We start from the raw sequence: 20,239 nt of genomic DNA, 5'->3' as shown, positions 1-20,239 counted from the left end.
CCCGGCGCAGCCCGCCCGGGCCCCGGTCCCGTGCCGGGGCGCGCCGAGCGGCGTCACCGCCCGGGGAACCACAGCCCGATCTCGCGGGCCGCGGACGCGGCGGAGTCCGAGCCGTGCACGAGGTTCTGCACCACCGTGGTGCCCCAGTCCCGGCCCAGGTCCCCGCGGATGGTGCCGGGGGCGGCGGTGGTGGGGTCGGTGGCGCCGGCGAGGGCGCGGAAGCCCTCGATCACCCGCTGGCCCTCGACGACCGCGGCGACCACCGGCCCCGAGCTCATGAAGTCCATCAGCGGCTGGTAGAAGGGCTTGCCCTCGTGCTCGGCGTAGTGCTGGGCGAGCAGGTCGGCGCCGGCGGTGCGCAGGTCCAGCGCCGCCAGGCGGTAGCCCTTGGCCTCGATGCGCCGCAGCACCTCCCCGGTCAGGCCGCGGGCGACGCCGTCGGGCTTGATCAGGACGAGGGTGCGCTCGACGGCGGCCGGGGGCGTTGATGTGGTCACGTGCAGCGAGACTACCGGTCGCGGTCCGCCGTCCGCCGCCCCCGACCCGGGTCCGGGTCCGCGCCGGCCGGCTGCCGGGCGGGGCCGGGGGACGCCATAGCCTGGGTCCGTGATCGAGCTCAAGACATCGGCAGAGGTGGCGGCGATGCGTCCCGCCGGGGCGTTCGTGGCCGAGGTGCTGACGGCGCTGCGCGACGCCGCGGAGGTGGGCGTCACCCTGCTCGACCTCGACGCCCTCGCGCACCGCATGATCCGCGACGCCGGCGCCGAGTCGTCCTACCTCGACTACCACCCCTCCTTTGGCGCGAGCCCGTTCGGCCACGTGCTGTGCACCTCGGTCAACGACGCCGTCCTCCACGGGCTGCCGAGCGGGTACGCGCTGCGCGACGGCGACCTGCTGTCCCTGGACTTCGCCGCGAGCGTCGACGGGTGGGTCGCGGACTCGGCGGTGAGCATCGTCGTCGGCCGGCAGCGGGAGGAGGACCGGCGCCTGATCGCCGCGACCGAGCGGGCGCTGGAGCGGGCGATCGCCGCGGCGCAGGTGGGGAGCACGCTCGGGGACATCTCCGCCGCGATCGGCGAGGTGGCCCGGGCGGAGGGCTTCCGCGTCAACACCCAGTTCGGCGGGCACGGGGTCGGCCGGGCCATGCACGAGGACCCGCACGTGCCCAACGACGGGCGCCCGGGCCGGGGCTACCGGCTCCGGCCGGGGCTGGTCGTCGCGCTCGAGCCGTGGTTCCTGGTGGGCACCGACGAGATCTACACCGACCCCGACGGGTGGACCCTGCGCAGCGCCGACGGCTCGCGCGGCGCGCACAGCGAGCACACCGTCGCGATCACGGAGGAAGGTCCGCTGGTGCTGACCGCCCGCCCGTCCTGACGGCCACTGGTCCTGACGGTCCGCGGCGCTCAGCCGGCGGCCGCGGCCCCCGACCGGTAGTGCGCCACCTCGGCGGCGTAGCGCTCCTGCCGCTCGCGGTCGATCCGGGCGCCGATGGTCATGCTCGCCGCCCACAGGATCGCGAAGATGATCCCGACGGCGAACATCATCGGCACCGCGACGCCGGTGGCGATGAGGAGCGCCTGGACCGCCCAGCCCAGCAGGTACCCGGCCCGGGTGCGCAGCAGCGCGGCGGCGACGGCGCAGACGGCCATGACGGCGCCGCCGGCGGCCCAGACCAGGCCCAGGTCGGCCAGGCGCAGGCCGTGCGCGACGAGGGTGGCGAAGCCGACCACGAGCAGCTCGCTGACCAGGACGGTGGAGGCGAACATCCGCCGGGCCGAACCGGGCGGGCGGGGCTCGGCCGACACCGGCTGACGGGGCTCGGCCGACGCCGGTGGGCGGGGCTCCGCGGGACCGTCGGGCTGGCTGCTCACGGCAGCAGGCTACCTACTCCTCGCCGAAGCCCTCGGCCACCGCCTGCCGCACGGCGGACACCGCCTGGGCCGCCTCGGCGCCGCTGGCGCGGACCCGCATCTCGTCGCCCTGCTCCAGGCCCAGACCCATCAGGGCCAGAACGCTGTCGGCGTCGACGTCGTTGACGGTCACCTCGGCGTCGAACCCGCCAACGAGGCGGGCGAGGAGGGCGGCCGGCCGGGCGTGCAGCCCGACCTTGTTGGTCAGCCGCAGCGTCGCCTCGACGGCGGTCCCGTCCCCGGCGGCGCGGTCTTCGGTGTCGGCGTCGGTGTCCTCGGCACCGGCGCCACTGCCGCCGGCGCCGGTGTCGCTGTCCCCGACGGCGCCGCCATCGGCTCCGCTGCCCGCGGTGTCCGCGTCCCCCGCTCCCCCACCGTCGGGAGCACCCGCAGTCCCCGCAGCCCGGAAGCTGCCTGCCGCCTCGCCGACCGCCCGGGCCACCGCCGCGGCGTCGGCGCCGCCCTGGGCGGCCACCGCCCCGGCGACGGTGCCCTCCACGAGCGGGCCGTCGGCGAGGACGGCGGTGGCGTCGTCGAGCGTCTCCAGCACGGACTCCGCCGTCATGGTGGCCGAGCCGAGGTCCGTCACCACCACCACCTCTCCGGCGCCGGCGAGCTCCTCGACGGCGGCCTCGACCTTGGCGAAGCTGGTGCCGATCCCGCCCTCGTCGGTGCCGCCGGCGGCGCGCAGGGCCACGTCCGGCGCCATCTGGGCGGCGACCTCCACCAGGCCCTCGGCGAGCCGGGCGGAGTGGGAGACGACGACGATGCCGGTCCGGACGCTCATCCGGCGCCCCCGGACCCGGCCGCCGCCTCGGCGGCCTCGGCGGCGGCCTGCAGCAGCAGCGCGGAGGACTGCGCACCGGGGTCCCGGTGCCCCGCCGAGCGTTCGCCGAGGTAGCTGGCCCGGCCCTTGGTGGCCACCATGTCGACGGTGGCGTCCGAGCCGGCAACGGCGGCCTCGGCGGCCGCCCGCAGCACCGTGGCCGGGTCAGCGCCGCCGTCCGCGGCGGCCCGGGCCGCCTCGGCCGCCCGGCTCCAGGCGTCGACCATCGTCTTCTCCCCGGGCTCGGCCTTGCCGCGGGCCTTGATGCCCGTCAGGCCGGCCTCCAGCAGGGCCGCCACGGCGGCGCCGTCGAGGTCGCCGTCGGCCACCTTCGACCCGCGCAGGAAGGCCGTGCCGTACAGCGGGCCGGCGGCCCCGCCGACGCTGGACATCAGGGTGGTGGCGACGGTCTTGAGCACCTCCCCGGGCGTGGCCGGGCTGGCGCCGTCGAGCTTGGCCGTCACCGCGGTGAACCCCCGGTCGAGGTTCTCGCCGTGGTCGCCGTCGCCGATCGCCCGGTCCAGCTCGATGAGCTCGATCCGGTTCTCGGCGATGACCTTCGCGGCGCGGGCCATCCAGTCCAGCGCCCAGGGGGCGCCCAGCGTGGCGCTCATCCGTCCTCCTTCTTGGTGCGGGGCCGTCCCCTGGTCGGGGGCAGCGGTGGCCGGCGGGACCGGCCGCGGTCGGCCGGTCTGGGCGGCGGCCCTACCCGGCGTGGCCGGCGGTGTCCGTCGCCGCCGGACCCGGCTCACGTCCGGGGCTCACATCCCCTTCCGCAGCGCCGGGGTGCACACCGGAGCGTCCCACAGCTCGCGCAGCTCGGCGTCCAGGCGCAGCACGGTGATCGAGGCGCCCTGCATCTCCAGGGCGGTGATGTAGTTGCCGACCAGGGACCGGGCCACGCTCAGCCCGCGGCCGACGAGCACGTCGTGGGCGTGCCCGAAGACGACGTACAGCTCCGACAGCGGCGTCCCGCCCATGCCGTTGACCAGGAGCAGCACCTCCTCCCCGGCCTCCACGCCCAGGTCGTCCAGGACGGGGTCGAGGAGCCGCTCGGTGATCTCGTCGGCGGGGGCCATCGGGATGCGGTGCCGGCCCGGCTCGCCGTGGATGCCGATGCCGATCTCGATCTCGTCCTCGCCCAGGTCGAAGGACGGCTTGCCGGCGTGCGGGACGGTGCAGGCGGTCAGCGCCACCCCCATGGACCGGACGTTGTCGACCACCTTCTGGGCTACGGCGGCGACGGCGTCCACGTCGTCCCCGCGCTCGGCGGCGGCGCCGGCGATCTTCTCCACGAGCACGGTGCCGGCCACCCCGCGCCGGCCGGCGGTGTACAGCGAGTCCTCCACCGCCACGTCGTCGTTGACGACGACGGCCCGCACCGTGATGTCCTCGGCCTCGGCCAGCTCGGCGGCGGTCTCGAAGTTCAGCACGTCCCCGGTGTAGTTCTTCACGATGTGCACGACGCCGGCGCCGCCGTCGGCAGCCTTGGTCGCCTCGAGGATGGGGTCGGGGGTGGGCGAGGTGAACATCGCGCCGGGGACCGCGGCGTCCAGCATGCCGATGCCGACGTACCCGGCGTGCAGCGGCTCGTGCCCGCTGCCGCCGCCGGAGACCAGGCCCACCTTGCCGGCGACCGCCCCGCCCGCCCGACAGGCGAACAGCGGGTCGGCGTTGACCCGGACGAGGTCGGGGTAGGCCAGGCCGAACCCGCGCATGGACTCCGCGACGACGTTCTGCGGGTCGTTGATCAGCTTCTTCACCGACGACTCCTTCGGTTGGTCCGACGGGCCCGCCACCGGGCCCCGTCCGTCATCCTTGCGCCTGAGGCGCTCGGGCCGCCACCGCCGGGGACCGATTCCCGCCGACGGCGCCCGGCCGGGCACGGACGTGCAGGCCGGGAGCGTGCGGGGGCCGGTCAGGCGCGTCGGCAGCGGCGTGCGGGGCCGGTCAGGCGCGCCGGCAGCAGGGCGCCCCGGGCCCGGGTGACGGCCCGGCGACGCGCCCTGCCTGTCTCCCGGCTACCCCCGCCGCAGCATCGCCCGCGCCTCGGCGGCGAGCAGCACCGACCCCACCACCAGCACCCCGGTGGAGGTCATCACCTCGGACGTGTCGGCCTCGGCCCGGGCGGCGGCGAGATCGATGGCCTCGGCGAGCCCCTCGGCCACCTGCACCCGGTCCTCGCCGAAGACGTCCCGGGCGATCTCGCCCAGGTCCTCGGCGTCCATCGCCCGCTCGGTGCTGGCGCGGGTGACCACGACCTCGGCGAGGAAGGGCTCGAGCCCGGCGAGGATCGCCTCGGCGTCCTTGTCCGCCATGACCCCGACGACGCCGACGAGCCGGTGGAAGTCGAAGGCCTCCTCCACCGCCTCGCGCAGCGCATCCACGCCGGCGGGGTTGTGGGCGGCGTCGACCAGGACGGTGGGGCTGCGGCGCACCACCTCCAGCCGGGCCGGGGAGCTGACCCCGGCGAAGCCCTGCTCCACCAGCCCGGCGTCCAGCGCGCCGCCGCCGAAGAACGCCTCCACCGCCGCGAGCGCGAGGAGGGCGTTGCGGGCCTGGTGGGCGCCGTGCAGCGGGACGAAGACGTCCTCGTAGACCGCCGCCGGGGTGCGCAGCGTGACCATCTGGCCGCCCACCCCGACCTGCCGGTCGAGGACCGCCAGCTCGGCGCCCTCGCGCAGCAGCCGAGCGCCGTGGGTGGCCGCGGCGGTGTGCACCACGCCGTCGACCTCCTCGTGCTGCGCGGCGACGACGACGGTGGCCCGGTCCTTGATGATGCCCACCTTCTCCCCGGCGATGTCGGTCAGAGCGTGCCCCAGCCACCGCTCGTGGTCCCGCTCGACGGTGGTGAGGACGGCGACCTCGCCGTCGGCGACGTTGGTGGCGTCCCACCGCCCGCCCATGCCGACCTCGACGACGGCGACGTCGACCGGGGCGTCGGCGAAGGCGGCGTAGGCCATGACGGTGAAGACCTCGAAGAAGCTCAGCCGGGGCCCGCCGGCGGCCTGGGAGCGCTCATCCACCAGCGCGATGTACGGCGCGACCTCGGCCCAGGTGCTGACGAAGGCGGCCGGGGCGATGGGCTCCCCGTCCAGCGCGATCCGTTCCCGCACCGTGTGCAGGTGCGGGGAGGTGAACCGGCCGGTGCGCAGCCCCCGCTCGCGGAGCAGCTGCTCGATCATCCGGGCGGTGGAGGTCTTGCCGTTGGTCCCGGTGAGGTGGATGACGGGGTAGGCGCGCTGCGGGTCGCCGAGGAGCTCCAGGACGTCCCGGACCCGGTCCAACGAGGGCTGGACGTCGTGCTCGGGCGCCCGGGTCAGGATGTCCCGGTAGATCTGCCGCACCTCCTCCTCGGCCTGGGCGTCGGCGACGGCGGCGGCCCGGGCGGCGTCGTCGGTGGCGGGCCGGCCGCCGCGGGACCCGGGTCGGCCGCCGCCCGCCCGGGCCCGGCCGGCCGCCTCGTCGTCCTCGTCGCTCGCCTCGTCCTCGGCCCAGACGCCCAGGTCGTCGTCGTCCGCCTCGTCGTCGTCCAGCTCGTCGTCCTCGAGGAGCTCGTCGGCGACCGTCGGGTCCGGGCCGGCGATGAGCGAGGAGGAGAGCAGGGCGCGCAGCCCGGTCTCCTCGGCGTCGCCGGTCCCGCCCGGTGCCCCGCCCGCCCCGGTGGTGCCGCCGGCGCCGCCGGGCGCGGCGGCGACGTCGTCGGTCCCGTCCTCCTCGGCGGCGGCCAGCAGGGCGTCGAGGCGCTCGCGCGCCTCCCGCTCGGCCTCCTCCGGGGTGCGGCGCGGCGGATCATCGGTCCCGTCTGGGGTCTGTGCGCTCATCACGCCTCCTGCTTGGTCAGGGCCACGGTGGGCGCCGCCACGTCGTCGGGCGTGACGGTCAGCTCGGTGGCCAGGGTCTCGGTGGCGATGAGGTCGCGGTGCTCCTGCACCCAGGCCGCCTTGTCCGCCGGGACGGTGAGGGTCAGGGCGATCCGGTCGGCGACGTAGAGCCCGGCGGCCTTGCGCTCGTCCTGCACCTGGCGGACCAGGTCCCGGGCGTAGCCCTCGGCGGCCAGGGCGTCGTCGACGGCGAGGTCCAGGACCACGAACCCGCCCCCGGGCAGCACCTCGGCGGCCGCGCCCGGCGCCTCGCCCAGGTCCACGCTGGTCGTCGTCTCGTACTCCCCGGGGGCCAGGGTCAGGCCGTCCACGCCGGCGCCGGCCAGGGTCAGCGTCCCGCCCGGCTCGCCGTGCCAGCGGCCCTCCCGGGCGGCGGCGAAGATCTGCTGGGTGTGCCGGCGCTTGGCCGGGTCGAGCTCGCGCGGGAGCACCCTGAGCTCGGTGCTCACCCGGTGCGCGGACTGCTCCGGGGTGCGCAGGAGGACCTCCTTGACGTTGACCTCCCCCGCCACCAGGTCGGCGAACGGGGCCAGCGCGCCTGGGTCGGGGACGACCACGGTGAGGGTGCGCAGCGGCTGGCGCACCCTCACCTTTGCCGCCTTGCGCAGCGCGTGCGCGGTGGAGACGACCTCCCGCACGGTGTCCATCGCCGCCACCAGCGCCGCCTCGGCGGCGCCGTCGGCCGGGGCGGGCAGCACCGGCCAGTCGGTCAGGTGCACGCTGCGCCCGCCGGTCAGGCCGCGCCAGATCTCCTCGCTCACCAGCGGCGCGAGGGGGGCCAGCACCCGGGTGAGGACCTCCAGGGCGGTGTAGAGGGTGTCGAAGGCGCCGGTGTCCTCGTCCCAGAACCGCTGCCGGGAGGTGCGGACGTACCAGTTGGTCAGCAGGTCCAGGTGCTCGCGGACGGACTGGGCCGCGGCGGGCACGTCGTAGGCCTGGAGCTGCTCGCGCACGGTGTCGGCCAGCACCCGGGTGCGGGCGAGGAGGTAGCGGTCCATCACGTCCAGCCCGCCGGCCCGGTCGCCGTCGGCTTCCACCGGCTGGGCCAGGTACCCGCGGCCGCCGTCGACGGTCCCGGCGTAGAGGGCGAAGAAGTACCAGGTGTTCCACAGCGGCAGCAGCACCTGGCGCACCCCCTCGCGGATGCCCTCCTCGGTGACGACGAGGTTCCCGCCGCGCAGCACCGGGGAGCTCATCAGGAACCACCGCATGGCGTCCGAGCCGTCCCGGTCCAGGACCTCCCGCACGTCTGGGTAGTTGCGCAGGGACTTGCTCATCTTGCGCCCGTCCGAGCCCAGCACGATGCCGTGGGAGAGGCAGGAGCGGAACGCCGGCCGGTCGAACAGCGCGGTGGCGAGCACGTGCAGGGTGTAGAACCAGCCGCGGGTCTGCCCGATGTACTCCACGATGAAGTCGCCGGGGAAGTGGTGGTCGAACCAGTCCCGGTTCTCGAACGGGTAGTGCACCTGGGCGTAGGGCATCGACCCCGAGTCGAACCAGACGTCCAGGACGTCGGGGATGCGGCGCATGGTGGCCGCCCCGGTGGGGTCGTCCGGGTTGGGCCGGGTGAGCTCGTCGACGAAGGGCCGGTGCAGGTTGGGCTGGCCGTCCCGGTCCAGCGGGAGGCGGCCGAAGTCGGCCTCGAGCTCGGCCAGGGAGCCGTAGACGTCGATGCGGGGGTAGGCCGGGTCGTCGGAGACCCACACCGGGATGGGGGTGCCCCAGTAGCGGTTGCGGGAGACGGACCAGTCCCGGGCGCCGGCGAGCCAGTGCCCGAACTGGCCGTCCTTGATGTGCTCGGGGACCCAGGTGACCTCCTGGTTGAGCTCGACCATCCGGTCCCGGAAGGCGGTGACCCGGACGAACCAGCTCGACACCGCCTTGTAGATCAGCGGGTTCCCGCACCGCCAGCAGTGCGGGTAGGAGTGGTCGTAGGTCTCCTGGCGCACCAGGACGGCCCGCTCCGCCGCCGGGCGGCGGGCCAGCGGGCCGGTGGCGTGCTTGAGGTCGGCGATGATCGCCTTGTTGGCGGCGAGGACCTGGGTGCCGGCGTAGTCGGCGACCTCGGCGGTGAACCGGCCGCCGTCGTCCACCGGGACCACCGGGCGGATCCCGGCCGCCTCGCAGGCGGCCATGTCCTCCTCGCCGAAGGCGGGGGCCTGGTGCACCAGCCCGGTGCCGTCCTCGGTGGTGACGTAGTCCGCGGCGAGGACGGTCCAGGCGTTGGGGCCGGGCGCCTCCTCGGCCGGGCGGGCCAGGTAGTAGTCGAAGATGGGCGCGTAGTGCAGGCCGACCAGGTCCGCGCCCTTCACGGTGCGGAGCACCTCGGGGTCCTCGCCCAGCTCGCGGGCGTAGGCCGGGACCCGGGCGGCGGCGAGGAGGACCCGCTCGCCGGCCAGCGGGCCCTGCCGCGGGGCGAGCGTGACGTAGTCCACGTCCGGGCCGACGGCGACCGCCAGGTTGGACGGCAGCGTCCAGGGGGTGGTGGTCCAGATCAGCGCCAGCTCCCCGGTCTCCAGCCGCAGCCCGACGGTGACCGCCGGGTCCTGGCGCATCTGGTAGACGTCCTCGTCCATCCGCAGCTCGTGGTTGGACAGCGGGGTCTGGTCGTGCCAGCAGTACGGCAGCACCCGGTAGCCCTCGTAGGCCAGGCCCTTGTCGTAGAGCTGCTTGAAGGCCCAGATGACCGACTCCATGAAGCTCACGTCGAGGGTCTTGTAGTCGTTGTCGAAGTCCACCCAGCGGGCCTGCCGGGTGACGTAGTCGCGCCACTCGTCGGTGTAGCGCAGCACCGAGTCGCGGCAGGCCTTGTTGAAGGCCTCGATGCCCATCTCCTCGATCTGGGACTTGTCGGTGATCCCGAGGATCCGCTCGGCCTCGAGCTCGGCGGGCAGGCCGTGGGTGTCCCACCCGAAGCGGCGCTCCACCCGGCGGCCGAGCTGGGTCTGGAACCGGCCGACGAGGTCCTTGACGTAGCCGGTGAGCAGGTGGCCGTAGTGCGGCAGGCCGTTGGCGAACGGCGGGCCGTCGTAGAAGACGAACTCGTTCGCCCCGTCCGGCCCGGCGGGGCGGTCGGCCACCGAGGCGCGGAAGGTGTCGTCCTGCGCCCAGTACTGCAGGATGTCCTGCTCGACGGCGGGGAACGACGGCGAGGGGTTCACCTCGGCGCCGGGGCGGTGCAGGGGGTAGCGCTGCGGCTGGTCGGGCAAGGCGTCTCCTCGGTCCGGCGGGGCATGTCTGCGAGGACGACGACGGGGCCCCGGCCGGGCCGGGGACCGCGCAGCCGCGGTACCACCTCGCTTGCCCCTCCGCCGCTGGGCGGTGGCGGGACCGCTCGAGAAGGGCTGTGACGGGCCCTCCCGTCCGGTTCTACTGAGGGCTGGTCGCCCCGTTCTTCCGGAGGCTCACCGGTGATGGCCGGGTCGATGCCTGTGGCGGGCAGTGTAGCCCTCCGCCCGGCCGCGGCGCGGTCCGCGGTCCGCGGTCCGCCCAGCCCACCGCGGCGCTGGCGCCGCTCCGCGGCGTGGGTACGGCTCCACTTGCGCTGGCGCGGCTTCACGCTGCGGGCGCTCCACGCTGCGCGCGGCTGCGCGGCGCGGGCGCGGCTCCGCGGTTCTGATGCGGCTCTCCGCGATACTGGCGCGAGGGCGTGCACCGTGCCCCAGCGGGACCCCGGTGCACGCCGCGGCAGCGACGCCGGCGAGCAGACGCGGCGCCGGCCGCCCGGGCTGCCGTCACGGCGACCGGTGCGGACGGGAGCAGCACGAGGAGGGGAGCAGCATGAAGGTCGGATTCATCGGGGCCGGCAACATGGCCGGCGCACTCGTGCGCGGCATCGTGGCCGCCGGACGCTTCCCGGCCGAGGACGTGGCGGTGACGTCCCTGCACGGCCACTCCGCCCAGGCCCTGGCCCGGGAGGCGGGGGTGGACGTCCTCGGCACCAACGAGGAGTTGGTCGAGCAGACCGGCCCGGGCGGGCTGGTGGTGCTGGCGGTCAAGCCGCACGCCGTCGCCGGGGTGCTCGCCCCGCTGGCGGACCTGCTGGCCGAGCAGGGATCCGTCGTCATCTCCCTCGCCGCCGGCACGCCGCTGGCCCGCCTCGCCGGGCTGCTCGTGCCGGGGCAGGCGGTGGTGCGGGCCATGCCGAACGTCAACGCCGTCGTCGGGGCCGGCATGACTGCCGTGTGCGGCAACGCCGAGACCGACGAGGACCAGCTCGACGCCGTCGTCGGGCTGTTCGAGACGGTCGGCAGCGCGGTGGTGCTGCCGGAGCGGGACTTCCCCGCCTACACCGCGATCGCCGGGTCGGCGCCGGCGTTCGCGGCGCTGTTCGTCGAGGCCCTCGCCCGCGGGGCGCTGCGCGCCGGCCTGCCCAAGGCGCTCGCCACCCGGATCGCCGCCCAGGTGGTGCAGGGCAGCGCCCGGATGATCCTCGACGGCGGCACCTCCCCCACCCAGCTCGCGGACATGGTCTCCTCCCCCGGCGGCACCACGATCGCCGGGCTGTGCGCGCTGGAGGACGCCGGGTTCTCCGCGGCCGTCGTGCGGGGCGTGCAGGCGACGATCGACCGGGACCAGGAGATGGCGCGCGGCTGACGGCCGGCCGACCGGCCCGGGCCGACAGCGCCCGGCCGACCCCGGGCCGACGGCGGGCGTCCGACCCCGGGCAGACGGCGGGCCGACGGCCGCCCGGGCGCCGTCGCCGGTCGGCCCCACCCGCCTCACCCTCGCCCTCACCCCCGGCCCGCCCCCGCCCGACCCGTCACCGCCCGCCGGACTCCTTCCCGACGTCGGCGTCCGTTGTTACGGTGACCACATGCGCAAGATGCTGGCGGTTGCCGCCCTCGCGGCCCTCGGCGCCGGCACCGCGGTCGGCCCGGCCGCCGCGGACCAGCCGGCGCCCGGGGCCCTCGTGCGCCCGGAGCAGCGGTCGCTGCGGGTGGCCACCTACAACGTCTCCCTCAACCGGCCGGCGGCCGGCGAGCTCGCCGCGGACCTGGCCGCCGCCGAGCCGGACCCGCAGGCCCAGGCCCTGGCCCAGGTGCTCCAGACGGCCCGGCCGGACGTGGTGCTGCTCAACGAGTTCGACTACGACGCCGCCGGCGAGAGCGTGGACCTCTTCCGGGAGCGCTACCTCGAGGTGCCCCAGCACGGCGCCGCACCGATCACCTACCCCTACGCGTACGCCGCGCCGGTCAACACCGGCGAGCCCTCCGGGCTCGACCTGGACAACGACGGCGCCGTGGGCGGCCCGGGTGACGCGTTCGGCTTCGGGGAGTTCCCCGGCCAGTACGGGATGGTCGTGCTGTCCCGCTACCCCATCGCCACGGACGAGGTGCGCACCTTCCAGGGCTTCCGCTGGCGGGACATGCCGGGTGCGCTCCTGCCCGACGACCCCGCCACCGACGCCCCGGCGGACTGGTTCAGCCCGGAGGAGCTGGCGGCGGTGCGGCTGTCCAGCAAGTCGCACTGGGACGTCCCGGTGCAGGTCGGCCGCAGCACGGTGCACGTGCTCGCCGCGCACCCCACCCCGCCCACCTTCGACGGGGCCGAGGACCGCAACGGCCGCCGCAACCACGACGAGATCCGCTTCTGGGCGGACTACGTCACCGGCGGGCGCACCGCCCGGTACATCTACGACGACCAGGGTGGCACCGGCGGGCTCGACCGCGGCGAGCGGTTCGTCGTCCTCGGGGACCTCAATGCGGACCCGGTCGACGGCGACTCCTACCCGGGCGCGGTGGACCAGGTCCTCGAGCACCGGCTGCTGCGCGACCCGTCCCCCACCTCGGTCGGTGCCGTCGAGGCGGCCGCCGAGCAGGGCCGGGCCAACGTCGTGCACGACGGCGACCCGGCGCTGGACACCGCCGACTTCACCGACGACCCCGGCCCGGGGAACCTGCGCGTCGACTACGTCTTGCCCTCGCGGGGCCTGCCCGTCCGGGACGCCGGGGTCTTCTGGCCCGCCGCGGACCAGCCGGGCTCGGAGCTGACCGGGCAGTACCCCTTCCCCACCTCCGACCACCGCATGGTCTGGGTGGACCTGCACGTGCCCGGCCTGCGCTGAGCCTGAGAGACCCCGATGGCTTCGGACGACGTCCCACCCGCCCCGACCCAGTGGTGCTTGCGGGACCTGCAGGCGGCGTACGCCGTCACCATGGGTGACCGCGGCCGGCTCGGCGTACCGGCCGAGCTGCGCGAGCGCGCCGGGCTGAGCACCGGCACGCCGCTCCTCCTTGTCGAGAGCCCGACGGGGCTCGTCGTCATGACGCGTCAGCAGGCCCGCACCCACCTGCAGCGACAGCTTGAGGGCGCCGACCTCGTCGGTGAGCTGCTCCTCGAGCGCCGGCGTGCCGCTGCTCTGGAGGACGACGCCGCGTGAGGTAGGTCCTGCCGCCTCGGCCGAGCGAGCCAGCGCGCCAGTGGCACCTCCGGCTCTCCGCCGGCCCCGCCTCGCGCCGCCCGGCTGAGGTTGCCGGCTCCCGCCACCCTGCCCCGGGGCGTCTACGATGGCCGCGGACCCCGGGCCGGACGTGACCCGGGCACAGGGCCTGGTCATAGGTCCCGGTCCCCGCCCGGCCGGGCGCGCAGCGCAGTGACTCCGCGTGCCGACCAGCCGCCCCCGCCCGAGGAGTCCCGTGCGCCGCACGCTCGTCGTCGCCCTGCTCACCGCCCTGCCCCTGACCGCCTGCGCCGCCGCCGGTGCGCCCGGCGGCGCCGACGACGGCGGTCCGTCCGCCACCGCGAGCGGCACCGCCGCGCCCACCGCCACCGACGGGGGCGGAGGCGGGGGCTTCCCGCTCACCGTCACCAGCTGCGGCGTGCCGGCGACGCTGGCCGCACCGCCGGAGCGCATCGTCACGATCAAGTCCTCGGCCACCGAGATGGTGGCCGCCCTCGGCGCCGCCGACCGGCTGGTCGGGACCGCCTACGCGGACGGCCCGCCGCCGGCCGACCTGGCGGACGCCGTCGCCGCCGCCCCGGTCCTGGCCGAGAAGAACCCGTCCAGCGAGGCGGTGCTCAACCTCGAGCCAGACCTGGTCTACGCCGGCTGGGAGTCCAACCTCTCCGCCGACGGCGCCGGCGAGCGGTCCACGTACGCCGATCTGGGCATCGCCACCTACGTCTCCCCCTCGGCGTGCAAGTCCCCGGAGCACCAGCCCGACCGGCTCACCTTCGACCTGGTCTTCGACGAGATCACCGAGGTCGGCGCCATGCTCGGGGAGCCCGCGGCGGCCGAAGAGCTGGTGGCCGCGCAGCGCGCCGACCTGGCCGCGGTGGCCCCCGCCAGCCCGTCCCGGCGGGCGCTGTGGTACTCCTCCGGCTCGGAGACCCCGTACGTGGGGGCGGGGATCGGCGCCCCGCAGATGATCATGGACGCGGTGGGCCTGGAGAACGTGGCCGGCGATGTCGCCGACACCTGGACCTCCCTGTCCTGGGAGGCCGTCGCGGAGCGCGACCCGGAGGTCATCGTGCTGGTGGACTCGGCCTGGAACACCGCCGAGCACAAGCGCCAGGTGCTCCGGGACAACCCGGTCACCGCCGCGCTGCCCGCGGTGCGCGCGGAGCGGTTCCTCACCGTGCCCTTCCCGGCGACCGAGGCCGGCGTGCGCAACGTCCCGGCCGCCGTCGACCTCGCCGCCCAGCTCGCCGCGCTCGAGGGTGCCGGGTGAGGGCGCGGTCATGACCGGCACCACGCCGCCGGACGTCACCTCGGCGCGGTCCGGCCAGGCCGGCCGGCACGCCGGCCCGCCGGAGGTGCCCCCGGGCCGGCCGCGCCGCCGGGGCCGGGCCGACCGGGCGGGGACCGACGACGGTGCCGGCCCCTCCCGGCGCCGGATCCCGCTCCCGGTCCTGCTCCTGGTGCTGCTCGCCCTGCTGCTGCTCACCGCCGCCTGGGCCCTGACCCTGGGCCAGGCGGACATCTCGGTGGCCCGGCTCGGCGCCTCCGCGGCTCACCACCTGTGCGCCGGGGTCGGCCTGGGCGGGTGCCCGGCGGACCCGCTGACCCGGGTCCAGGACGCGATCGTCTGGCAGGGCCGGGCCCCCCGCGTGGTGGCCGCCGCCGCCACCGGTGCCGGGCTCGCGGTGGCCGGCGCCGTCATGCAGGCCCTGACCCGCAACCCGCTGGCCGACCCCTACCTCCTCGGGGTCTCCTCCGGCGCGTCGGTGGGCGCGGTGCTCGTGCTGGTGCTCGGCCTGACCGCGGCGCTGCCGGTGGCCGCGTTCGTCGGCGCCCTGGCCGCGCTGGTCATCACCCTCGCGCTGGCCACCGGCCGGGGCGGCGGGCTGTCCCCGGGCCGCACGGTGCTGGCGGGGGTGGCGGTGGCGCAGGCTGCCTCGGCGGTCGTCAGCTTCGTCATCGTCTGGTCCGCCACCGGGGACTCCTACCGGGAGGTCCTCTCCTGGCTGATGGGCTCCTTCGGCGGGGCGACCTGGCCGGACGCGCTGGTCGCCGCGGGTGCGGCGGTGGTGGTCGGGGCGGTGCTCGCGGCCCAGGGCCGGACCCTGGACGCCTTCACCTTCGGCGACGTCTCGGCCGCCTCGCTCGGCGTCGCGGTCACCCGCGCGCGGTGGGCGCTGCTCACCGCCGCCGCGCTGCTCACCGGCCTCCTCGTCTCCGTGGCCGGCTCGATCGGGTTCGTCGGCCTGGTGATGCCGCACGCCGTGCGGTTCCTGGTCGGCCCGCGCCACCACCGGCTGCTCCCGGTCGCCGCGCTCGCCGGCGCCACCTTCCTGCTCCTCGCCGACACCGCGGCGCGCAGCCTCTTCGAGCCGCGCGAGCTGCCCGTCGGCATCCTCACCGCGGCCATCGGCGCGCCGGTCTTCGCCGTGCTGCTCCGCCGCCGGGCGGCGTCGTGACCGGCCGCCAGGGCACCGCCGACCGGCGGCCGGCCCTCCGCCCGGCGCCGCCGGACGCCCCGGTGCCCGCCCTGGAGCTGGCCGGCCTGACGGTCGACGTCGGCCCGGTGACCCTGCTGCGAGGCGTGGACGCCGCCGTGCCGGCCGGCGCGGTCAGCGCCGTCGTCGGCCCGAACGGGGCGGGGAAGACCACCCTGCTGCGCACGCTCGTCGGTGCGCTGGCCCCGGCCGACGGCGTCGTCCTGCTCGCCGGGCGGGACCTGGTAGGGATGGCCCGGCGGGACCGCGCCCGCCGGCTGGCCCTGGTGGAGCAGGACGTGACCGCGGACGTCTCCCGGGACGTCCTCGATGTCGTCCTGCTCGGGCGCACCCCGCACCGGCCCCGGTGGGGCGCCGACTCCCCCCGCGACCTCGACGTCGCCCGGCGGGCGATGGCCCGCACCGGCGCCGACGCCCTCGCCGGCCGGGACGTGGCCACCCTCTCCGGCGGGGAGCGGCAGCGGGTCCACCTGGCCCGCGCGCTGGCCCAGGAGCCCGGGGTGCTCCTGCTCGACGAGCCGACCAACCACCTCGACGTCGCCGCCCAGCTCGCCGTGCTCGGCCTCGCCCGGGACCTCGCGGCCGCCGGCGTGACCGTGCTCGCCGCGCTGCACGACCTCAACCATGCGCTGCGGTTCTGCGACCACGTCCTCCTGCTCGTCGGCGGGACCGTGGTCGCGGCCGGCCCGCCGGCGCAGGTGCTCACCGAGGAGGTCGTCTCGGCGGTCTACCGGGTCCGGGCGCGCCGGGTGGTCGCCGCGGACCGCGCGCTGCTGGTGTTCGACCCCGCCTGACCCGGGCCGCCCGCCCCGCGACCCGCGACCGCCCCCCGCTGCGGCCGTCCAGCAGCGCAGGGCGCTGGCCGGGGTGAGGCGTGCCGCCCGCGCGGCGGGGCAGGCCCTGGCCAGCGCACCGACCGTGCTCAGCACGAACAACCGGCCCAAGTACGCCACTGGACTGGAGCTGACGCCGGAAGCTGACCAAGACCGCTGTGGACCGTGCCGGTTCCGGCAGAATCAAGCCCGGCGGTGACCGAACGCGCAAGATGCCCCGTGACGGACGAGCACCTGCCGGGGATGTACGGGGTGACAGCAGGGTTTCGTCCCCGAGCGCGAGGTGGTCGCCGATGTCCGACGAAGAACGGTTCGATCGTCTCTACCAGGCGCATCGGGCCGACCTCGAGAGGTTCGTCTACCGCCGCACCCCGCCGGCCCAGGTCGAGGACGTCGTCGCCGAGACGTTCCTCGTGGCATGGCGCCGCCTGGACGATCTTCCCGCCGACCCGAGACCGTGGCTGTTCGGCATCGCCCGCAACGTGATGCTCCGCAGCGCACGTTCCTCCGGACGCTGGCACGCCCTGCACCTGCGGCTCGCCGCCGAGCCACCGGCCCAGGCCGACGAGCTCGCCAGCGATGTCGCCACCCGCACCGACCTGGTCCGCGCCTGGGGCAGGCTCACCCCCGGCGAACGAGAGGTGCTCACCCTCATCGCCTGGGACGGCCTCTCCGTCGCTGATGCGGCCGCCGTGCTCGGCTGCCGGGCCGGGACCTTCCGGATGCGGCTCATGAGAGCCCGGCGCCACCTGCTGCACGTCCTGGACCGGCTTCCGGCCGTCGAGGCCTGGCCCGCACGTCCGATCACCGAGGGAGCCCTCTCATGACCACCGACAGCCCAACCCTCCGCCAGCTCGCCGTGCTCGACCCCGCCAGCCAGAAGGTCCCGACCAGCCCGGCGATCATCGAGCAGACCCGGCGGTGGGTGCTCGAGCACGACCGGCTCGAGCAGGAACGGGCGACCGCGCAGGGCACGCCGATCCGACGCACACGCCGACGGGTCGCCGTGGTGGGGGCGGCCGCGGTGATGGTGCTCGGCATGGTCGGGGTGCTGCCGAACGTCCTTGGTGACGCGGGGACCGCGGCGCCGGCTGCCGCAATCCCGATGCTGGGCTACTCGCAGCCGGGCGGCGTCGACGGGACCAGTGAGCTCCAGCAGCTCGCGCAGCAGCTGCGCGGCTCCTCGGCAGCCGAGGAGACCGGCCGGTACTACTTCGAGCGACGGCACTACGTCGGCTATATGGCGCACGAGGTCGAGGTGTCGCCCGAGTACTGGGAGATCGACAGGCTCGAGCCTCGCGAGGATCACGTGTACTTCTGGTTCGACACGACAGACCGCTCCGGCGGACAGCTGTATCTCATGAATGGTGAAGCCATCGTCGACGCGGCCATCCCGGCCGGCGAGGTGGACCTCGGCCAGGCTGATGTGGCCGACACGCCCCAGGCCCTCTACGACCTTCGGGTGCTGACCAACGAGCAGCACCAGCGGTTCCCCGGTCACTACCTCATCAGCGACTACCAATACGAGGCAAACCTGCTCGGCAGCGAAGGCCGGGCTACGTTCCTCGACGCGATCGCGCTCGCGCCAGACGTCACCTCGTACGGTCAGGTCACCGACCGCGAGGGCCGCGACGGAGTCGCCTTCGGCGCCTCTCGCTTCGAGGAGGACGAGGGCGAGAGCGTCGAGATCGAGGTGATCATGATCCTCGACCCCACCACGGGAAAGGTCCTCGAGACGGACACGATCTACCCGAACGACCTTCCCGGAGCACCCGACGTCGTCGAGGAGTACGACCTCGTGGTCGAGTCCCAGTTCACCGACACGCTGCCGCCCTGCGGAGACGACGTCTGCCCCGGCGCCGGCGCCGCCACCGAGTAGCGCCGCCGGCGGAACCGCCCCAGCAAGCGGGTCGCAGGCGTTCGTCGTTGCCATCCTCAGCCCGTCGGCGTCCCCCGGCGGAACAGGTCCTCCTCGGGCGGTCGGATGAGCTCCCGGGCGCCGTCGCCGTCCTCGGCGCTCACCGCCTGCCCCATGCCGCGCACCACGGCGACCGGCCGGCCGGCGACCTTTCCCTTGACCAGGTCCGCCGCCGCGGCGATCTCGTCCGCGAGGCTGACCACGGTGGTCTGCAGCGCCCGCCCGTAGGCGTCGCGCCGGCCGCGGTGGTCGGCGAGCAGGCGCACGCCGGCGGCGCCGATGGCCATGTCCACCACCCCGCGCCGCCAGGGCCGGCCGGCGGTGTCGGTGACCAGCACCCCGGGCCGCACGCCGAGCCGGGCGTGCAGGCCGCGGCGCAGCCGGCGGGCGGAGGCGTCCGGGTCCTCCGGCAGCAGGAGGGCGGTGCCAGCGGGCACGTCGGAGGCGTCCACCCCCGCGGCCGCCATCACCAGGCCCTGCCGGTTCTCCACGATCCGCAGCACCGACCCGTCCGGGTGCGGCCGCTCGGCGACCACCCGCACCGTCTCCCCGGCGATCACCCGGTCCCGCTCGGCGGCGTCCCGGGCCGCCACCAGGCGGCCCTCGGCCTTCGCGACGACCTTGGAGGCGACGACGACGACGTCACCCTCGGCCAGGCCCGTCGAGCCGTCCGGCCAGGCCAGCGCGGCGAGGGCGGGGGTGAGCAGGGCGGCGAGGTCGGCGCCGCTGGTGATCCGCGGGACGCCGTCGGGGGCCTGGGCAAGGAGCAGGGCGGCGGGCGCGGTCGGACCGCCCGGCACCGGCCCGGGCCCGGTCGGAGCCTCGCTCACCGGGCCAGCTTGGGCAGGACGTCGCGGCCGAAGACCTCGAGCCACTCCTCCTGGTTGCGGCCGACGTTGTGCAGGTAGATCCGGTCGAATCCGAGGTCGACGTAGCGCTGGATCTCGGCGCGGTGCTCGTCCGGGTCGGCCGAGATCACCATCCGCCCGGCGAAGTCCTCGGCCCCGACGAGCCGGGCCATCGCGGCGAAGTCGAACGGGGAGCGGATGTCCGCCTTGGGGAACTTCATCCCCCCGTTGGGCCACTCGGTCAGCGCGTTGGCCAGCGCCTCCTCGTCGGTCGGCGCCCAGGACAGGTGCAGCTGGAGCACCTTGGGCATGGTGCCGGGGTCCTTGCCGGCCTCCCGCGCGCCGGCGTCGAACTTCTCGAACAGCCCGGCGATCTTCTCCCGTGGCGCGCCGACGGTGATCAGCCCGTCGGCGTGCTTGCCGGCCCGGCGCGCGGTGACCGGGCCGCCGGTGGCGACCAGGATCGGCGGGGCCTGCTCGGGCATGGTCCACAGCCGGGTGGACTCCAGCCTGAAGTACGTGCCGGCGTGCTTGGCGTCCTTGCCCGCCAGGGAGGCGGTGAAGAGCTTGCGGATGATCTCGATGGCCTCGAACATCCGGTTGATCCGCTCCGGGGCCTCGGGCCAGTACTGCCCGGTGACATGCTCGTTGAGCGCCTCCCCGGAGCCGAGCCCGAGCCAGTGCCGGCCGGGATACATGGCCGCGAGCGTGGCGCTGGCCTGGGCCACCACCGCCGGGTGGTACCGGAACGTCGGCGCCGTCACCCCCGGCCCGAGGTCGCCGGTGGTGCGCTCGGCGACGGCGCTGAGCACGTTCCACACGAAGGCCGCCTGCCCCTGGGTCGGGGTCCAGGGCTGGAAGTGGTCGGCGGCCATGACGCCGGAGAAGCCGTGGTGCTCGGCCTGCTCGGCGTAGCGGACCGCGTCGCGGGGGTGGAACTGCTCGAGGGCTGCGGCGTAGCCGATGGTCAGACTCATGCGTCCATCCTTCCAGCCGGGCCGACCGGCGGCACGGGCCGGCCCGGCGGGACCACCGTCGCTCGTGCCGGACGGGCCACCCCTGGACGACGGTTGCGGCCGTCCGGGGGCGGCGGCCGTCGGGCGGCCACTAAGCCGT

Annotated in this window: 18 protein-coding genes; 9 read left to right on the top strand and 9 right to left on the bottom strand. The window is 75.7% G+C overall.

Features of this window, described 5'->3' with window-relative positions:
* Positions 1-53 precede the first annotated feature (53 nt).
* On the bottom strand, positions 54-497 hold the full coding sequence (gene ndk, locus MF406_RS06540) for a nucleoside-diphosphate kinase (RefSeq protein ID WP_242897147.1): 444 nt from the start codon (positions 495-497) through the stop codon (positions 54-56).
* 109 nt (positions 498-606) lie between these two features.
* Here ndk and map point away from each other — a divergent pair, with 109 nt between their 5' ends.
* Positions 607-1,377 carry a type I methionyl aminopeptidase gene (gene map, locus MF406_RS06535; RefSeq protein ID WP_242897146.1) on the top strand — a complete coding sequence of 257 codons (771 nt, stop codon included), beginning with the start codon at positions 607-609 and terminating at the stop codon, positions 1,375-1,377.
* Between the two features lie 29 nt (positions 1,378-1,406).
* Here map and MF406_RS06530 read toward each other — a convergent pair whose 3' ends face one another.
* From MF406_RS06530 to ileS, 6 genes are all read right to left on the bottom strand, one after another.
* Positions 1,407-1,874: a DUF4233 domain-containing protein gene (locus tag MF406_RS06530; RefSeq protein ID WP_242897145.1), complete on the bottom strand. Its 468-nt coding sequence runs from the start codon at positions 1,872-1,874 to the stop codon at positions 1,407-1,409.
* A gap of 13 nt (positions 1,875-1,887) precedes the next feature.
* Positions 1,888-2,700, bottom strand: a complete 813-nt coding sequence (dhaM, locus tag MF406_RS06525) for a dihydroxyacetone kinase phosphoryl donor subunit DhaM (protein WP_242897144.1) — start codon at positions 2,698-2,700, stop codon at positions 1,888-1,890.
* A complete protein-coding gene (gene dhaL, locus MF406_RS06520) occupies positions 2,697-3,353 on the bottom strand; it encodes a dihydroxyacetone kinase subunit DhaL (protein WP_242897143.1) in 657 nt (218 codons plus the stop codon). Before dhaL ends, dhaM begins: the two co-directional genes overlap by 4 nt.
* A gap of 147 nt (positions 3,354-3,500) precedes the next feature.
* Entirely contained in the window at positions 3,501-4,502 is a 1,002-nt protein-coding gene (gene dhaK, locus MF406_RS06515; protein WP_242897142.1) for a dihydroxyacetone kinase subunit DhaK, read from the bottom strand.
* Between the two features lie 258 nt (positions 4,503-4,760).
* On the bottom strand, positions 4,761-6,563 hold the full coding sequence (locus tag MF406_RS06510) for a folylpolyglutamate synthase/dihydrofolate synthase family protein (protein ID WP_371744618.1): 1,803 nt from the start codon (positions 6,561-6,563) through the stop codon (positions 4,761-4,763).
* Entirely contained in the window at positions 6,563-9,832 is a 3,270-nt protein-coding gene (gene ileS, locus MF406_RS06505; RefSeq protein ID WP_242897141.1) for an isoleucine--tRNA ligase, read from the bottom strand. The genes MF406_RS06510 and ileS overlap by 1 nt, the downstream gene beginning before the upstream one ends.
* A 571-nt stretch (positions 9,833-10,403) precedes the next feature.
* Here ileS and proC point away from each other — a divergent pair.
* From proC to MF406_RS06465, 8 genes are all read left to right on the top strand, one after another.
* Entirely contained in the window at positions 10,404-11,219 is an 816-nt protein-coding gene (gene proC / locus MF406_RS06500) for a pyrroline-5-carboxylate reductase (RefSeq protein ID WP_242897140.1), read from the top strand.
* A gap of 220 nt (positions 11,220-11,439) precedes the next feature.
* Positions 11,440-12,690 (top strand): endonuclease/exonuclease/phosphatase family protein, encoded by a 1,251-nt coding sequence (locus MF406_RS06495; protein ID WP_242897139.1) that lies wholly within the window; start codon positions 11,440-11,442, stop codon positions 12,688-12,690.
* Positions 12,691-12,705: 15 nt separating this feature from the next.
* Positions 12,706-13,005 carry an AbrB/MazE/SpoVT family DNA-binding domain-containing protein gene (locus MF406_RS06490; protein WP_242897138.1) on the top strand — a complete coding sequence of 100 codons (300 nt, stop codon included), beginning with the start codon at positions 12,706-12,708 and terminating at the stop codon, positions 13,003-13,005.
* A gap of 256 nt (positions 13,006-13,261) precedes the next feature.
* On the top strand, positions 13,262-14,296 hold the full coding sequence (locus MF406_RS06485; protein ID WP_242897137.1) for a putative F420-0 ABC transporter substrate-binding protein: 1,035 nt from the start codon (positions 13,262-13,264) through the stop codon (positions 14,294-14,296).
* A 10-nt stretch (positions 14,297-14,306) separates the two neighbouring features.
* Entirely contained in the window at positions 14,307-15,485 is a 1,179-nt protein-coding gene (locus tag MF406_RS06480; RefSeq protein WP_242897136.1) for a putative F420-0 ABC transporter permease subunit, read from the top strand.
* The gene (locus MF406_RS06475) at positions 15,482-16,318 is read left to right on the top strand and encodes an ABC transporter ATP-binding protein (protein WP_242897135.1); all 837 of its coding nucleotides are present in this window, start codon (positions 15,482-15,484) and stop codon (positions 16,316-16,318) included. The genes MF406_RS06480 and MF406_RS06475 overlap by 4 nt, the downstream gene beginning before the upstream one ends.
* Before the next feature lie 332 nt (positions 16,319-16,650).
* A complete protein-coding gene (locus MF406_RS06470; RefSeq protein ID WP_242897134.1) occupies positions 16,651-17,184 on the top strand; it encodes an RNA polymerase sigma factor in 534 nt (177 codons plus the stop codon).
* The gene (locus MF406_RS06465) at positions 17,181-18,236 is read left to right on the top strand and encodes a hypothetical protein (RefSeq protein WP_242897133.1); all 1,056 of its coding nucleotides are present in this window, start codon (positions 17,181-17,183) and stop codon (positions 18,234-18,236) included. The genes MF406_RS06470 and MF406_RS06465 overlap by 4 nt, the downstream gene beginning before the upstream one ends.
* Positions 18,237-18,292: 56 nt before the next feature.
* Here MF406_RS06465 and cofE read toward each other — a convergent pair whose 3' ends face one another.
* Positions 18,293-19,105 carry a coenzyme F420-0:L-glutamate ligase gene (gene cofE, locus MF406_RS06460; protein WP_371744617.1) on the bottom strand — a complete coding sequence of 271 codons (813 nt, stop codon included), beginning with the start codon at positions 19,103-19,105 and terminating at the stop codon, positions 18,293-18,295.
* Positions 19,102-20,100: a TIGR03557 family F420-dependent LLM class oxidoreductase gene (locus MF406_RS06455; RefSeq protein ID WP_242897132.1), complete on the bottom strand. Its 999-nt coding sequence runs from the start codon at positions 20,098-20,100 to the stop codon at positions 19,102-19,104. Before MF406_RS06455 ends, cofE begins: the two co-directional genes overlap by 4 nt.
* Positions 20,101-20,239 lie beyond the last annotated feature (139 nt).

Source organism: Georgenia sp. TF02-10 (assembly GCF_022759505.1).
Taxonomy (GTDB): Bacteria; Actinomycetota; Actinomycetes; order Actinomycetales; family Actinomycetaceae; genus TF02-10.
Note: the sequence above shows the minus strand (reverse complement) of the source record. Positions and strands in the feature narration are given on the sequence as shown.

Coding starts and splice junctions, on each gene's coding strand:
- MF406_RS06480 (WP_242897136.1), top strand. CDS start 14,307: ATGACCGGCACCACGCCGCCGGACGTCACCTCGGCGCGGTCCGGCCAG.
- dhaM (WP_242897144.1), bottom strand. CDS start 2,700: ATGAGCGTCCGGACCGGCATCGTCGTCGTCTCCCACTCCGCCCGGCTC.
- MF406_RS06465 (WP_242897133.1), top strand. CDS start 17,181: ATGACCACCGACAGCCCAACCCTCCGCCAGCTCGCCGTGCTCGACCCC.
- MF406_RS06495 (WP_242897139.1), top strand. CDS start 11,440: ATGCGCAAGATGCTGGCGGTTGCCGCCCTCGCGGCCCTCGGCGCCGGC.
- MF406_RS06510 (WP_371744618.1), bottom strand. CDS start 6,563: ATGAGCGCACAGACCCCAGACGGGACCGATGATCCGCCGCGCCGCACC.
- dhaL (WP_242897143.1), bottom strand. CDS start 3,353: ATGAGCGCCACGCTGGGCGCCCCCTGGGCGCTGGACTGGATGGCCCGC.
- MF406_RS06490 (WP_242897138.1), top strand. CDS start 12,706: ATGGCTTCGGACGACGTCCCACCCGCCCCGACCCAGTGGTGCTTGCGG.
- MF406_RS06455 (WP_242897132.1), bottom strand. CDS start 20,100: ATGAGTCTGACCATCGGCTACGCCGCAGCCCTCGAGCAGTTCCACCCC.
- proC (WP_242897140.1), top strand. CDS start 10,404: ATGAAGGTCGGATTCATCGGGGCCGGCAACATGGCCGGCGCACTCGTG.
- MF406_RS06470 (WP_242897134.1), top strand. CDS start 16,651: ATGTCCGACGAAGAACGGTTCGATCGTCTCTACCAGGCGCATCGGGCC.